Annotated in this window: 11 protein-coding genes and 1 pseudogene; 9 read left to right on the top strand and 3 right to left on the bottom strand. The window is 63.3% G+C overall.

The features are described 5' to 3' along the window. Nucleotides 1–7: 7 nt before the first annotated feature. Nucleotides 8–727 carry a cytochrome c biogenesis CcdA family protein gene (locus tag GA829_RS26295; RefSeq protein WP_195175494.1) on the top strand — a complete coding sequence of 240 codons (720 nt, stop codon included), beginning with the start codon at nucleotides 8–10 and terminating at the stop codon, nucleotides 725–727. Between the two features lie 95 nt (nucleotides 728–822). Continuing rightward, nucleotides 823–2,933: pseudogene (locus GA829_RS26290) on the top strand (molybdopterin oxidoreductase family protein). Nucleotides 2,934–2,939: 6 nt separating this feature from the next. Here GA829_RS26290 and GA829_RS26285 read toward each other — a convergent pair. Next, complete coding sequence (locus GA829_RS26285) at nucleotides 2,940–3,440, bottom strand: Lrp/AsnC family transcriptional regulator (protein WP_374940369.1); 501 nt, start codon at nucleotides 3,438–3,440, stop codon at nucleotides 2,940–2,942. An 81-nt stretch (nucleotides 3,441–3,521) separates the two neighbouring features. On the opposite strand from GA829_RS26285, the gene GA829_RS26280 reads away from it, so the two are divergent. The 7 genes from GA829_RS26280 (at nucleotide 3,522) to dapB (ending at nucleotide 10,994) form a co-directional block, all read left to right on the top strand. Beyond that, nucleotides 3,522–4,730, top strand: coding sequence for a diaminopropionate ammonia-lyase (locus tag GA829_RS26280; RefSeq protein WP_195175493.1), 1,209 nt, complete (start codon nucleotides 3,522–3,524; stop codon nucleotides 4,728–4,730). Next, a complete protein-coding gene (locus GA829_RS26275; RefSeq protein ID WP_195175492.1) occupies nucleotides 4,727–5,962 on the top strand; it encodes a Zn-dependent hydrolase in 1,236 nt (411 codons plus the stop codon). Before GA829_RS26280 ends, GA829_RS26275 begins: the two co-directional genes overlap by 4 nt. Nucleotides 5,963–5,977: 15 nt before the next feature. Further along, the gene (locus GA829_RS26270; RefSeq protein ID WP_195175491.1) at nucleotides 5,978–7,129 is read left to right on the top strand and encodes a M20 aminoacylase family protein; all 1,152 of its coding nucleotides are present in this window, start codon (nucleotides 5,978–5,980) and stop codon (nucleotides 7,127–7,129) included. A 407-nt stretch (nucleotides 7,130–7,536) separates the two neighbouring features. After that, a complete protein-coding gene (locus tag GA829_RS26265; RefSeq protein ID WP_258051956.1) occupies nucleotides 7,537–7,797 on the top strand; it encodes a hypothetical protein in 261 nt (86 codons plus the stop codon). Nucleotides 7,798–7,897: 100 nt separating this feature from the next. Beyond that, the gene (locus tag GA829_RS26260; protein WP_195175490.1) at nucleotides 7,898–8,071 is read left to right on the top strand and encodes a hypothetical protein; all 174 of its coding nucleotides are present in this window, start codon (nucleotides 7,898–7,900) and stop codon (nucleotides 8,069–8,071) included. Between the two features lie 45 nt (nucleotides 8,072–8,116). Further along, nucleotides 8,117–10,210, top strand: coding sequence for an ATP-dependent helicase (locus GA829_RS26255; protein WP_195175489.1), 2,094 nt, complete (start codon nucleotides 8,117–8,119; stop codon nucleotides 10,208–10,210). A gap of 7 nt (nucleotides 10,211–10,217) precedes the next feature. Further along, entirely contained in the window at nucleotides 10,218–10,994 is a 777-nt protein-coding gene (dapB, locus tag GA829_RS26250) for a 4-hydroxy-tetrahydrodipicolinate reductase (RefSeq protein ID WP_195175488.1), read from the top strand. Nucleotides 10,995–11,030: 36 nt separating this feature from the next. Here the strand turns inward: dapB and GA829_RS26245 are convergent, their stop codons facing one another. Both GA829_RS26245 and GA829_RS26240 read right to left on the bottom strand, forming a co-directional pair. Continuing rightward, entirely contained in the window at nucleotides 11,031–14,156 is a 3,126-nt protein-coding gene (locus GA829_RS26245) for an efflux RND transporter permease subunit (RefSeq protein ID WP_195175487.1), read from the bottom strand. Nucleotides 14,157–14,159: 3 nt separating this feature from the next. Further along, complete coding sequence (locus GA829_RS26240) at nucleotides 14,160–15,284, bottom strand: efflux RND transporter periplasmic adaptor subunit (RefSeq protein ID WP_195175486.1); 1,125 nt, start codon at nucleotides 15,282–15,284, stop codon at nucleotides 14,160–14,162. Nucleotides 15,285–15,543: the final 259 nt, after the last annotated feature.

Genomic DNA, 15,543 nt, shown 5'->3' with positions numbered 1-15,543 from the left:
GCTAGCGATGTTTTTGGGCTTCAGCTTCTCGTTCTTGGCCGGCGTGCTGTCGACGCTGTCGCCTTGCGTACTGCCGCTGGTCCCGGTCGTGCTGGGTGCCGCCGTCAGCCAGCATCGCTACGGGCCCGTTGCGCTGGCGGCTGGACTTGCCCTGTCGTTCACCGCGATCGGCCTGTTCGTTGCCACGATAGGGTTCTCCATCGGGTTCGACGGCGGCGTCTTCCGCAGTGCTGCCGCCGTGTTGATGTTGTTGCTCGGCGCCGTCCTTGTCGTGCCGGCATTTCAGGCCCGTGTGGCACTTGCCGCCGGACCAGCCGGCAACTGGGTCGAGCAGCGTTTCGGCGGCTTTTCCTCGATCGGCCTCTGGGGTCAGTTCGGCGTCGGCATTCTGCTCGGAGCGGTGTGGAGCCCTTGCGTCGGACCAACGCTTGGAGCCGCTTCCGTGCTGGCCGCCCAGGGCAAGAACCTTGGTCAAGTCGCCGCAACCATGGTCCTGTTCGGCATAGGTGCCGCCTTGCCGCTGTTGATCCTTGGAGCGCTGTCGCGCGAGACCTTGCTGCGTTGGCGCGGTCGCATAGCTGAAGCCGGCGGCGGTCTGAAGATTGCGCTCGGCGTCCTGTTGCTGGTGACCGCTGGCGCCATCTTGTCCGGTTTCGACAAGGCGCTGGAGACCGCTTTGGTCAATGCCTCGCCGGACTGGCTGACCGCGCTGACGACCCAATTCTGAGGCTTGCGGCTTTCGGGTCGTCAGAAAGCCAGCAGCAAAGGCCTGAGACGTTTCTGGCCCTACACCTTCGTCGCCAAAGTCGCTAAATTGGAATCATGAACCAGCACGCCAAGCTCAGGATCGGCCATTCGGCCTGTCCGCATGATTGCCCATCGACCTGTGCGCTCGAAGTCGAACTGCTCGACGGCAACCGCATCGGCCGCGTCCACGGCGCCAAGAGCAACAGTTATACGGCTGGCGTCGTCTGCGCCAAGGTCGCGCGCTACGCCGACCGCGTCCATCACCCCGACCGTCTCATGAAGCCGCTGGTGCGCGCTGGCGCCAAGGGTGACGGCGTCTGGAAGGAAGCGAGCTGGGAAGCCGCGCTCGATCTCGTCGCGGAAAAATTCATCGCGGCCGAAGCGAAATACGGCAGTGAGACGGTATGGCCTTATTACTATGCCGGCACGATGGGGCTGGTGCAGCGCGATGGCATCGACCGGCTTCGCCACGCGCGAAAAAGTACTCCGGGTTCTTCGGCTCGATCTGCACCAATCTGGCCTGGACCGGCTGGATGATGGGGGCGGGCGCGCTTCGCGGTCCGGACCCGCGCGAGATGGCGAAGTCCGACTGCGTGGTGATCTGGGGCACCAATGCCGTGGTCACCCAGGTCAACGTGATGACCCACGCCATCAAGGCGCGCAAGGAACGCGGCGCCAGGATCGTCGTCATCGACGTCTATGAAAACGCCACGATGAAACAGGCCGACATGGGCCTCGTGCTGAAGCCAGGCACCGATGGCGCGCTGGCCTGTGCGGTCATGCATGTGCTGTTTCGCGATGGCTTGGCCGACCGGGCCTATCTCGAAAAATACACCGACGATCCCCGCGGCCTGGAAGCGCATCTGCGGTCCCGCACGCCGGAATGGGCGGCAGCAATTACCGGGCTCGGTGTCGCTGAGATCGAAGCCTTCGCCAATCTCGTCGGCACGACGAAGAAAACCTATTTCCGTCTCGGCTACGGCTTTGCGCGCCAGCGCAATGGCGCGGTCAACATGCATGCGGCCTCCTGTATCGCGGCGGTTACCGGCAGCTGGCAATATGAAGGTGGCGGCGCGTTCCATTCCAATTCGGGCATCTTCAAGCTCAACCAGGATGTCCTGGAAGGCAGCCGGATGCGTGATCCCTCGATCCGCTATCTCGACCAGTCGCGCACCGGCCCGATTCTGACCGGCGCCAGCGATGCGCTCTTTGGCGGCCCGCCGGTGACGGCGATGCTCATTCAGAACACCAATCCGGTCAATGTCGCCCCCGAGCAGCGGCTGGTGAAGCGGGGGTTCCTGCGCGATGACCTGTTCACCTGCGTGCATGAGCAGTTCATGACCGATACGGCGAAACTCGCCGATGTCGTGTTGCCGGCGACGATGTTCCTGGAACATGACGACGTCTACAAGGGCGGCGGCAACCAGCACATCACGCTCGGCCCGAAGCTGATCGAGCCGCCGGAAGGGCCGCGCACCAACCATTTCGTTATCGAGCAATTGGCCGAGCGCCTCGGGGTCTCCGACAAGCCGGGCTTTGGCCTGACCGAGCAGCAGCATATCGACATCATCCTGGGCAAGCGTGGCCTGGGCAGCTTCGCGTCCCTGAAGGAAGAAAAGTGGCTCGATCTGCAGCCTGATTTCGCAACCGCGCACTATCTCAAGGGCTTTGGCCACGCCGACGGCAAGTTTCGTTTCCGCGCCGATTGGGCCGGGCAGGCCGCGCCCAACCGGCCGCCGAAGAGCATGGGCCTGTTCGGCCCTGTGGCCCAGCTTCCGGAATTTCCCGACCATGTCGACCTGATCGAAGTAGCCGACGAAGCGCATCCGTTCCGGCTCGCGACGTCACCGGCGCGCAATTTCCTCAATTCGACTTTCTCGGAAACACCGGTGTCGAAGGCCAAGGAAGGCCGGCCGGAACTGTTGCTGCATCCCGACGATGCGGCGGCACACGGTCTCGCTGAAGGCGACCGCGTCGAGATCGGCAACATGCGTGGCGAAGTGGTGCTGCATGCAAAACTGTTCAACGGCCTCAAGCGCGGTGTCGTGATCGCTGAAGGCATATGGCCCAACAGCGCGCATGAGCGCGGCGAGGGCATCAACGTCCTGACCGGGTCCGACGCGCCGGCGCCTTATGGCGGTGCTGCCTTCCACGACAACAAGGTGTGGATCAGGCCGGCTGGTTGATCGTGATCAGCCGGGCAGGGGCACTGTCAGCCCAACCTTGACCCGGTCCATGGCGACGAAGGTCCGGAACTTCCGCACATTGTTGCTGTCGAAGAACAGGCGCCGGGTCAGCGCTTCGTATTCACTCATATCGGCCACGGTGATGATCAGGATGAAGTCGGCCTCACCGGTGACATAGTAGCATTGCTGTACCTCAGGGGCGGCCGAGAATTGCCGTTTGGCGGCATCGATCAGTTCGGCGCGCTCGCTTTCCAGTTCGACCTCGACGAAGATGGTGATGGGCTGGCCGACTGCCGCCGGTTCGATAACCGCGACATTCGCGGCGATGACGCCGGTCTGTTCCATGCGCTTGATGCGGCGTTGCACCGCTGGCGCCGACAGGTTGACGGCCTCGCCGATTAGCCGCTGCGGCGTCGTGTTGTCCTTCTGCAGCACGGCGAGGATGGCGAGATCGAAACTGTCGAGTGCGGGCGGTGTTATAGGCAGTTGGCGCTCCTGACGAAACAAACTTGCATTTCAGATGCCTCAATACAGCGCCTTTTGCGCTTGGCTTGCAATATAGTCTCGCAATTCCAAGGAGGCCTACCGATGTTCCTGCTCAACGACAATGCCTTGCACGGGCAGCCGCTCGATCCGGTCGACGCCGAAACGCTTGGCGTTGATGGAGCTGATGCGGTCGAACATTTTCTGTCGCATCGCGACAACCACCTGATAACGCCACTGCATGCCTTGCCAACTTTGGCCGCTGAGCTGGGCGTCGGCTCTATCCATGTCAAGGACGAAGGCTTCCGCCTTGGCCTTGGCAGTTTCAAGGCGCTTGGCGGTGCCTATGCGGTGTTTCACCTCGTGTTGGAGGAGGCAAGCCGCCGGCTTGGCCGCCCGGTCGGCATGACCGATCTCAACCAGCCTGAGGTTCGCGCTGTTGCCGCCACCATGACGATGGCCTGCGCCACCGACGGCAATCATGGCCGCTCCGTCGCGCAAGGGGCGCAACTCGTCGGCGCCAGGGCGGCGATCTTCGTCCACGCCGGCGTCAGCGAGGAGCGCATCGCGGCCATCGCCCGCTACGGCGCCGAGATGATCCGTGTCGATGGCAATTATGACGACTCGATCAGGGATGCCGCCCGCGTCGCTGGAGAGAAGGGCTGGACCGTCGTGTCCGACACCTCTTGGCCGGGATATGAGCGCATTCCGGGCCTCGTCATGCAGGGCTACACCGCGATCGTGCGTGAAGCGCTAGGCCAACTCCGGCTACCACCGACCCATGTCTTCGTCCAGGCCGGTGTTGGTGGCATCGCGGCAGCGATCGCAGGCCATCTCGCCATTCTGTTTGGCGAGAACCGGCCAGTTTTTGTTGTTGTCGAGCCGGCGCGTGCCGCCTGCATCCTGGGCGCTGCCCAGGCCGGCCATCCGGTCAAGATCGCGCATGGCGAAGCGACGGTGATGGCGATGCTCGAATGCTATGAGGCTTCGCCGGTCGCCTGGCGGGTGTTGGCGCGGGTAGCCGATGCCTTCATGACCGTGGATGAGGACGAGGCGATATCCGTGATGCGGCGTCTGGCGCGGCCGCATGGCGACGATGCAGCCATCGTCGCTGGCGAAAGCGGCGGCGTCGGCCTTGCGGGGCTGATCCGGGCGATTACCTACAACAGAGCCGAGCTAGGCCTCGGCGGATCCTCGCGCGTGCTGGTCGTCAACACCGAAGGCGCCACCGACCCCAGCCGCTACATCGACCTTGTCGGCATGAGCCCGGCCGACGTGCTCGCCGGCCCGGCCTTTGTTGGGGCAGTGCCGTGACTTCGATCGACGCCAAGCGGCTGCTTGGGCGCATTCGTGAGTTGGGCGCCATCGGCCGCGACAGTGAGGGAAGGCTGGTACGGCTCGCCGCCTCCGATGGCGACAAGCTTGGTCGTGACCGCTTCGTCGGCTGGCTGCGTGAGGCCGGGCTTGATGTCGTCATTGATCGCTTGGGCAACATTTTCGGTATCTGGCGCAGCGAGGACAATGCCGGCCAGGCGCCGATCCTTATAGGCTCGCATATCGACACGGTCATCGACGCCGGAATCTATGACGGTTGCTACGGCGTGCTCGCCGGACTGGAAGTGATTGAGACGGTCCAGGCGTCGGGCCTTGCCCTGTCGCGTCCGTTGGCGGTCGCCGCCTTCACCAATGAGGAAGGCGTTCGTTATTCTCCCGACATGATGGGCTCCCTGGTTCTTGCCGGCGGCCTCAGTGTCGACGAGGCGCTGGCTTCCTTGGGTACGGACGGCAGCATTCTCGGACAGGAGCTGGCGCGCATCGGCTATGCAGGCGCTGAGGAGCCCGGCTTTCTCAAGCCGCACGCCTATCTCGAATTGCATATCGAGCAAGGACCGGTGCTGGAGCGCGAAGGCGTGCCGATTGGCGCGGTGGAAAACCTGCAAGGCATTTCGTGGCAGCGCGTCACCATCGACGGCATCGCCAACCATGCCGGCACCACGCCGATGTCGATGCGCAGTGACGCCGGCTATGCGGCGGCGCGCGTCGTCACCTTCCTGCACGATCGCGCCAAGGCTTCGAACACGCCGACCGTCGCCACCGTCGGCACGATGCGTCTCGAGCCGAACGCCATCAATGTCATTCCGTCGCGCGCTGTCTTCACCGTCGATCTCCGCAACCCTGACGAACAGCACTTACGCGCCGAAGAGGCGGCGCTGGCGGCCTGTCTGGAGGAGCTTGCTGAAATCGAAGGGGTGACTGTTTCGGTCGAGCGGCTGGCGCGCTTTGAACCGGTGATCTTCGACCGGCGCATCGTCGAACTGATCGAGGCTGCCGCGAAAAATCGCGGCCTTGTGTCGAAGCGCATGACCTCGGGCGCTGGCCACGACGCACAGATGATGGCGCGGATCGGGCCCGCCGCGATGATCTTCGTGCCGAGTGCCGGCGGCATCAGCCACAATCCGCGCGAGCACACCGGGGATGCCGAACTTGTCGCCGGTGCTAACATCCTGCTTGATGTCGCCACCCAACTTGCATGGAACGGACTCTAGGTCGGGAGGCGGAAAATGGCTGAATTCGATCGTGATGCGCTGAAGCAGGAGATGACCATCTGGCGGCGCGACCTGCATGCGCATCCGGAATTCGGCTTCGAGGAAAAGCGCACCGCGGCTTTCGTCGCGGCAAAACTGCGCGAATTCGGCCTCGACGATGTCACCGAGGGTGTGGGCGGCACCGGGGTCGTCGGCACGTTGAAGCGCGGCAGCGGCAATCGGGCAGTTGCGCTGCGAGCCGACATGGACGCGCTGCGTATCACCGAGCAATCAAGCGCGCCTTACCGTTCGCGCAATCCCGGCACCATGCATGCCTGCGGCCATGACGGCCACACCACGATGCTGCTCGGCGCGGCGAAGCTTCTGGCCGGGCAAGGCGGCTTCGATGGCACTGTGCGCTTTATCTTCCAGCCAGCCGAGGAATGGGGCAGGGGCGCACTCGCGATGCTCGATGATGGGCTGATGCAGCGTTTTCCCTTTGACGAGATCTTTGGGCTGCACAACATGCCGGGCCTGCCTATCGGCCATTTCGAGACCCGCGCCGGTCCGGTCATGTCGGCCGAGGACAATTTCGAGATCGTGCTCAGGGGTCTCGGCGGCCACGCCGCGCGGCCGCATTCCGGAAATGAAACGCTGGTTGCAGCCTGCGCTCTTGTCACCAATCTGCAGACGATTGTCTCGCGCAGGCTGAGTCCGGCCGACATCGCGGTCGTATCGGTGACGGAACTGCTCACCGACGGCACCCGCAATGCGCTGCCCGGCCTGGCGCGTATTCTCGGCGATGCCCGCAGCTTCCGTCCCGAGGTCAGCGCCGAGATCGAAAAGCAGATGCGTATCATCGCGGAAGGTACTGCGGTCGCTCACAATATCAGCGCCGAGGTCAGTTACAGCAGGGAATTCGTGCCGTTGCACAACGACGCCGATCTCGTTGAAGAGGCCATTACAGCCGCGCGCGGCGTTTTGGACACCGTCGCTGTCGCGACGGAGCCGATGACCGCATCCGAGGATTTCGCCCGTTTCCTCGATCACGTCCCCGGCTGCTTCGTCTTTCTCGGCAATGGCGAGACCTCCGCGCCACTGCACAATCCGGGCTTTGACTTTAACGACGACGGTCTGCTGTTTGGCACCGATTTCCATGTCGCCATTGCCAGGCAGAGACTGTCGTGACGCCTGTCGATCTGTTGGGCGGTCAGTCTGATTCAAACTGTCAGCCAGCCGATCGTGGCTGCTGATATCGTTGAATTTAACTCCGCCATGATATCTCCAACCGGGCTGCTGGTGTCGCGGCCAAGCTGTTGAAGGAGATCGCCGGCATGATGGTGAGGACCCGCACGGCAAGGACCCACCTCTAATAAGTTGGCGAGGTGAAACCGTACGTTTTTATCAATGAATAATATCACCATGACCCAGGGGAAAGACTCAGCTAGGCTCTTCTGCGCGGCGGACCTGATATCCGCCTGGCCGGCGCTATCAGGCACCTCCCAAGCGGCGCCGGCCACTTTCTTCCTGCTAAATTAGCGATTTGTAAAATTCGAACCTTCACGCTTGCGATAAATTAGGGTGTGCTTGGCATAATGCACGCAGCGTTTATCAATGGGTTGCTTGCGGTAAAGCAGATGCGCGGGCGCGGTTGGATCAAGGCATTGCGGCAAGACGAGGCCAGGCAGGTGCGGGCGCGCATAGCCGAGTTGGAGCGCGATTTGATGGCGACCTCGCCTCAGGGGCGCAACAGGCGGCACGAAACCGGACACCAGCTTCGCAGTGCGAAGTTCCATCTTGAGCGGCTTGAGGAATGCATCGCCGAAATACCGGAAAAGCCCGAAGGTTCACACTAGGCATCGTCCGGTTAGTGTCGTTGCGGCAGAAGCAACTGATCACGGCGAGGGAACCAAACACCGTCTCTTCGGTTGGTCTTGCTCCAACGGAGTTTGAGCCATGTTTCGTCTGCTCGTTACCGGTGTTTTTGCCTACGTCGCCTATCGTGTCACCCGGCAGATGATCGACAGCGTTCCCGACGCCGTCGACCCGTTGTTGTTGCCGCCATCGCAGCATGATCGTGAGGCTCTGCGTCGGCAATCGGTGGCCATGGGAATAGACCTGCGGCGCTAACGCGCCGGGCGTTGCGAACAAAGCGTAAACGATGCTTGATGGGCGATGAACCTCGCCGCCCCTGATTCGACATTTCGTGATCCAGACGTCCAACCCGCTTACCTCGCCAGGTTGAACGATGCGCAACGAACGGCCGTTGAGCACGGCGCCGGCCAGATCGCCGGGCCGCTGCTGGTCATCGCCGGCGCCGGCTCCGGCAAGACCAACACGCTGGCGCACCGTGTTGCGCACCTGATCGTGAAGGGGGCTGACCCGCGCCGTATCCTGCTGATGACATTCTCGCGCCGTGCCGCGTCCGAAATGGCCCGGCGCGTTGAGCGCATCGCCGGTGAGGTGCTCGGCCGCGATGCCTCTGTTGTTACCGATGCGCTGACCTGGGCCGGCACGTTTCACGGCATCGGCGCCCGACTGCTGCGCGACTATGCGCTGGAGATTGGCCTTGACCCCGCCTTCACCATCCACGATCGCGAGGATTCCGCCGACCTGATGAACCTCGTCCGACACGAGCTTGGGCTGTCGAAGACGGAAAGCCGTTTTCCAACCAAGGGCACCTGCCTTGCCATCTATTCGCGTGCCGTCAACGCGCAGACACCGCTCAACGAAATCCTGGGATCAGCCTTTCCCTGGTGTGCCGGCTGGGCCGAGGAACTGAAGCAGCTGTTCGCCGGATACGTCGAGGCCAAGCAGGCACAGAATGTGCTCGATTACGACGACCTGCTGCTCTACTGGGCACAGATGTCGGCCGAACCGGAGATCGCAGGGCACCTTGGCCAGCGCTTCGATCATGTTCTGGTCGACGAGTACCAGGACACCAACCGGCTGCAGTCGTCGATCCTTCTGGCACTGAAGCCCGATGGCGCCGGGCTGACAGTGGTCGGCGACGACGCCCAGTCGATCTATTCATTCCGTGCCGCCGAAGTGCGCAACATCCTGGACTTCCCGAAGCAATTCGCAAAGCCGGCCGAAGTCGTGATGCTGGAGCGCAATTACCGTTCGACCGAGACCATTCTGGCGGCCGCCAATGCGGTTATCGGCGAAGCTTCGGAGCGCTTCACCAAGAACTTGTGGTCGGAGCGCAAATCGGCGGCCAAGCCAAGGCTGGTGACCGTGCGCGACGAAGCCGACCAAGCCAATTTCGTTTGCGATGCCATCCTTGCCGAGCGCGAGGTGGGCACGGCGCTCAAGTCGCAAGCGGTGTTGTTTCGCACCTCGCACCACAGTGGCCCGCTCGAGATCGAGCTGACCCGCCGCAACATTCCTTTCGTCAAATTCGGCGGCCTCAAATTTCTCGATGCCGCCCACGTCAAGGATGTGCTGGCGGTGCTGCGGTTTGCGGAGAACCCGCGCGACCGCGTCGCCGGCTTTCGCGTCCTGCAGCTGCTGCCGGGCATCGGCCCCACGGCTGCCGCACAGATCGTCGAGACAATGGCGTCGGCGCTGGACGAGGCGATGGGCTTGGCCGCCTGGCGGCCACCAGCACGAACCGCCGACGACTGGCCGGGCTTCGTCTCGCTCTATTCCGGTCTGCGCGCGGGCGCCAAATGGCCAGCCGACCTCGAACAGATCAGGCTCTGGTACGAGCCGCATCTCGAGCGCATCCATGAGGACGCAACGACGCGCCGGGCCGACCTGATGCAGTTGGAGCAGATCGGTTCGGGCTATGCCTCGCGCGAGCGGTTCCTGACCGAACTGACACTCGATCCGCCTGACGCGACCAGCGACCAGGCCGGGCCGCCGCACCGCGACGAGGACTATCTGATCCTGTCGACCATCCACTCGGCCAAGGGCCAGGAGTGGAAGAACGTCTTCGTGCTCAACACGGTCGACGGCTGCATTCCGGCTGATCTCGGCGTCGGTACCAAGGAAGACATCGAGGAGGAGCGGCGGTTGCTCTATGTCGCGATGACGCGGGCCAAGGACAATCTCAACCTGGTCATGCCGCAGCGCTTCTTCCCGCATGGCCAGGCAGCGCGCGGCGACCGCCATATCTATGCTTCGCGCACACGCTTCATTCCGGCCTCCTTGCTTGGCGCCTTCGAGCAGGTTTCGTGGCCGTCGGCGCAACAGACTGAGGGCAGGGCGCCCCGGCCCGACGTGCGCGTCGACATCGGCGCGCGCATGCGTGGCATGTGGAAGTGAGAGGATCATGCACGCCGCGCCGCAAACCCCGATCCGGATAGCTGTCGCTGGTGCGAACGGACATATGGGCCGATGCATCGTGGACGCCGTACAGGCCGACCCAAGGCTGACGCTGGCGGCTCGTTTCCACCGCCAGGGCGTCGTCGGCGACGGGCTGGTCAGCCGCGATGAGGCGCTCGCCATCGCCGACGTGGTCATCGACTTCACTTCAGGCGTCGCATCAGCCGCGCTGGCCAAGGCCTGCGCGGATCGTGGCGGACCGGCGCTTGTCATAGGCTCGACGGGATTCGAAGACGCTGAACTGGCCGCCATTGCTGAAGCATCGAGATCAATAGCCATCGTGCGCTCGGGCAACTTTTCGCTCGGCGTCAACATGCTGATGGGGCTGGTCGAGCAAGCAGCGAGAGCGCTTGGCCCGGAATACGACATCGAGATTTTCGAGGCGCATCACCGCCGCAAGATCGACGCGCCGTCGGGCACGGCGCTGATGCTGGGCGAGGCCGCCGCGAAAGGGCGCGGCGTTGACCTTGATGCGGTGGCAAGGCGTGCTCGCGACGGTATCACCGGCGCTCGACCAGCCGGCGAGATCGGCTTTGCGGTGATGCGCGGCGGCGGCATTGTCGGCGACCACAATGTAAGCTTCGCCGCCGAGGACGAGATCCTGACGCTGTCGCATTCGGCCCGCGATCGCGGCATGTTCGCGGCCGGCGCCATCGCCGCCGCGCTCTGGGTAGTGAGCCGTCCGCCCGGCGAATACGAAATGCGCGATGTGCTCGACTTTTGAAGACGCCCGGCGGCATCAGGCCAGAGCAGCGTGCATCTACTCCGCTGCCTTTGCGTGCACCATGGCAAGCGCATTGACCTTGATATCTGAATCTGGCGATCGGCGCCGCCTGCGGCCGATTTTGCTCAGATAGATATAGACGACGGGGGTCGTGTAGAGCGTCAGGAATTGCGACAGCAGCAGGCCGCCAACAATGGCGATGCCCAGCGGCCGGCGAAGCTCGGACCCGGCGCCACTGCCAAGCGCCAGTGGCAGGCCACCAAGCAGCGCCGCCATCGTCGTCATCATGATTGGCCGGAAGCGCAGCACGCAGGCCTGGTAGATGGCATCTTCCGCCGACATGTTCCGTCGTCGCTCGCCCTCAAGGGCGAAGTCGATCATCATGATCGCGTTCTTCTTGACGATGCCGACCAGCAGGATGACGCCGATGAGCGCGATCAGCGAGAAATCATAGCCCAGCGCCATCAGCGCCAGGAAGGCGCCAACGCCGGCCGACGGCAGTGTCGACAGGATGGTGATCGGGTGCACGAAACTCTCGTAGAGGATGCCGAGCACGATATAGACGGCAATGATCGCAGCCAGGATCAGGTAGGGCTGGTTGGCCAGCGACGACTGGAAGACCTTTGCCGAGCCCTGATAGCGCGTCGTCAGCGTCGGCGGCATGATCATCGACCGCTCGAGTTTCTGGATCGCGGTGATCGCGTCGCCAAGCGAATGCCCGGCCGCCAAGTTGAACGACAATGTCACCGCCGGAAACTGGTCCTGGTGGTTGATGGTCAGCGGCGACACCGACGTCTCGTAATGCGCCAATGCCGACAGCGGCACCATCTGCCCACTGGTTGCGGAACGCACGAACAGGCGCGCCAGCGCCGACGCGTCCTCCTGGAAACGCGGCTGGAGCTCCAGCACGACGTGATGCTGGTCGAGCTGGGTAAAGATTGTCGCCACCTGGCGTTGGCCGAAGGCGTCATACAGCGTGTCGTCCACGGCCTGCGGGGTGATTCCGAGCTGGCCGATCAGGTCGCGGTCGATCCTGAGCGTCATCCTCGGGGCGCTCGCCTGCAGATCCCCCGTCGCGTCCTGCAGCTCGGGCAAGGTCTGCAATTTGGCCAGCATGATCGGCGCCCATTTGAACAGCTCGTTCACGTCCGGATCCTGCAGCGTGTACTGGTACTGAGTCTTGCTGACCCGCGCGCCGATCTGCACGTCCTGTCTGGCTTGACCGAACAGTGCGATGCCCTCAACTTTCGCCGCCGCCTTGCGCAACCGGGCGATCACTTGCGTCGCGGTCGCTTTGCGCTCGCTCAGCGGCTTCAGGTCGATCATCAGCCGGCCGCTGTTGACGGTCGGATTGGCGCCAACCCAGTAGTAGACTGTCTGTACGTCGGGGTCGGCGGTGACCACTTTGGCCAGTTCGTGCTGGCGCAGCACCATGGCATCGTAGGAGATGTCCTGCGCCGCCTCGGACGAGCCCGATATGGTGCCGTTGTCCTGCTGCGGGAAAAATCCCTTGGGGATGGTCTGGTAGAGGTAGCCTGTGGCGCCCAGCGTCGCCGCCATGAACAGCAGCATCACCGGCTTGTGGCGCAGCACCCAGCGAAGGCCGGCCTCATAGACGCGCAGCATGCCGGTAAAAATGGCTTCGAGGGTCCGCGACGCGATGTTCTCGCGGGCGCTGCGGTCGATCGGCTTTAGCAGCCAGCCGCACATCATCGGAGTGAGAGTCAGCGAAATCAGCCCAGACATCATGATGGCGATACTGACCGCCACCGCGAATTCCCGGAACAGCCGGCCGATAAGGCCGCCCATCAACAACAGGGGGATGAGAACCGCGACCAGCGACAAGGTCATCGAGACGATGGTGAAGCCGATTTCACGCGATCCGCTGAGCGCCGCCTGCAGCGGCGTGTCGCCATTCTCGATGTGGCGGATAATGTTCTCCACCATGACGATGGCGTCGTCGATGATGAAGCCGACGGCGATGGTCAGCGCCATCAGCGACACATTGTCGATCGTGTAGCCGAGCAGATACATCGCCGCGCATGTACACAGCAGCGACACCGGGATGGTGACGCTGGGAATGAGCGTGGCGCGCACATGTCGCAGGAACAGGAAGATGACCAGCACGACGAGGCTGATGCTGATCGCCATGGTGAACTGCACCTCTGAAACGGAAGCCCGGATGGTCTGGGTGCGATCGCCCAGTATCTGCATTTTGACCGAGGGCGGCAGCGTGCGCTGAAGCTCCGGTAGCACGTCCTTGATCAACTGCACCGTCTGGTTGATGTTGAAGCCGGGCTGCTTGTGAACGTCCATGATGACGGCACGCTGGCTGCCAAGCCACGCTGCCTGCCTTATGTCCTCGACGCCGTCGATGGCGGTGCCGATATCGCTGACGCGAACCGGCGCGCCGTTGCGGTAGGCAATGATCACCGAATTGAAGGCGGCTGCGTTGGACAGCTGGTCCGTGGCGGCCAGGGTCAGCGACTGCCGCGCGCCGTTCAGCGTACCCTTCGGCGCATTGACACTGGCGCTCGATATCGCGGCGCGGATGTCCTCCAGGCTAAGGCCGAGCGCGGCGGCCGCCGACGGGTCGACCTGGACACGGACCGCTGATTTCTGCTCGCCGTGGAAATCGACGAGCCCGACGCCGGTGACCCGCGACAGCTGTAGCGCGAGGTAGTTTTCGACATAGTCGTCGACCTTGTCGATCGGCAGGTCGTTGGAGGTAACGGCGATCGACATCAGCTGTGCGTCGGCCGGGTTGGCTTTCTCATAGGTCGGCGGGCTGGGAAGGCCCTTCGGCAGGTCGCCGCTGGCGGCGCTGATCGCGGTTTGCACATCCTGCGCGGCGCCATCGAGGCTGCGGTCGAGGCCGAATTCGACCTGGATCGAAGTGCGTCCAAGCGAACTGCTCGAGCTGATGGACGTCACGCCGGAAATCAGCGCGAGCTGCCTTTCCAGCGGTGCGGCGACCGTCGTCGCCATTGTCTCGGCGCTCGAGCCGGGCAGGTTGGCCGATATCTGCAGCGTGGGAATCTCGACCTGGGGCACACCGGCGATCGGCAGCAGGAAATACGCGACGAGACCCACCATGGTCACGCCGATGGCCAGCAGCGTGGTGGCGATTGGGCGGACGATGAAGGGCGCGGAAATGTTCATGCGCTAGTTCGCTGCCTGGGCCGGGCCGGTGACGTCGACCAGGTCTCCCTCCTGAATGCGGTACTGGCCGTCGGTGACGATGGTGTCGCCGGCTTCAATCCCTTCCCTGATGATGGCCAACTCCGCATTCGAATACGCCACCGTCACCGCCCGTTTGAGGATGTGCCTGTCCGTACCGACGACGAATATATAGGTCCCGTCAGGGCCGCGCACGACCGCCGTTACCGGCACGGTGATCACATTGCGTTGCAAGTCGGCCTGAACGCGGACATCGACAAACTGTCCCGGCCACAGCCGGTCGTCTGCATTGTCGAAGACGGCGCGTATCCTGATTGTCGCGGTGGCACCATTGATCTGGTTGTCGACAACGCTCAGCCGGCCGGAGGCCAGTTGCTGACCGGCGTTGTCCTGCGCGACCACAGGGGCATTGCCGGTCTTCATCACGCCCTGGATGCGCGGAAGATCACCGGATGGCAGCGAGAAATCCACCGCTATCGGGTGGATCTGGCTAATCCGGACGATGCCGCCTGTATCGCTGGCGCGGATGATGTTGCCGGCATCGACCGCGTGGATGCCGGCCCGGCCATCCAGCGGCGAGCGTATCTGCGTGAAGCCGAGCTGAATCTGCTGGATGTCGATGGCGGCCTGGTCAACTTTGTCGGTCGCCTCAAGCTGCGCCACCGTCGCCTTTGCCGTGTCCAGCACCTGCGTCGAGCCGACGCCCTTGGTGGTCAGGGTCTGGGCGCGGGCGAGGTCAAGCCTGGCATTCGCCAGCGACACGTCATCGCGCGCCTTGGTGGCCTGCGCCTGTGCAAGCACAGCCTGCAGGGGACGCGGATCGATTTCGGCCAGCAGGTCGCCGGCATGCACATCCTGTCCGTCAGCGAAGTCGAGCTTGATCAACTCGCCGTCGATCCGGCTGGTCACGGTCACGGTGCGCAGCGGCACGACTGAGCCGAGGCCGACAAGGAAGACCGGGACATCGGCACGGCGCGCCACATCGGCGACCACTGGAATGGCAGCGCCGACAGCAAAAGCGTCGAAAGTGGTCGAGGCACCGACAAGGCAGAAGCTTAGCAAACCAATGGACCGAAAGATCCGGGGAGGCCGGCGCCGTTCGTTGGTCATGCGTTCCGTCTCTCGTCCGTCCTGGTCGCGTCAATGATGGACGTACGGCAATTTCCTGACGACCCGGTTCCCAGTCTAATATCATGCGGTGCCAAATTTACACACGCATCACGGCCAGCTTACCGATCCGTAAGGTTTGCCGCGATGCCTGGCTTTTGCCTGAAAGGTGGATGAAAGGTTGATGCCATAACCATTGTCGCGCGTCCCCGTATTGTCGCAAAAGCGATGGGAGAAGAGAGGGTCGCGGGAAACGAACAAA

The sequence above is a fragment of the Mesorhizobium sp. INR15 genome (assembly GCF_015500075.1).
GTDB lineage: Bacteria > Pseudomonadota > Alphaproteobacteria > Rhizobiales > Rhizobiaceae > Mesorhizobium.
This window is presented reverse-complemented; position numbering and strand designations above follow the sequence as displayed.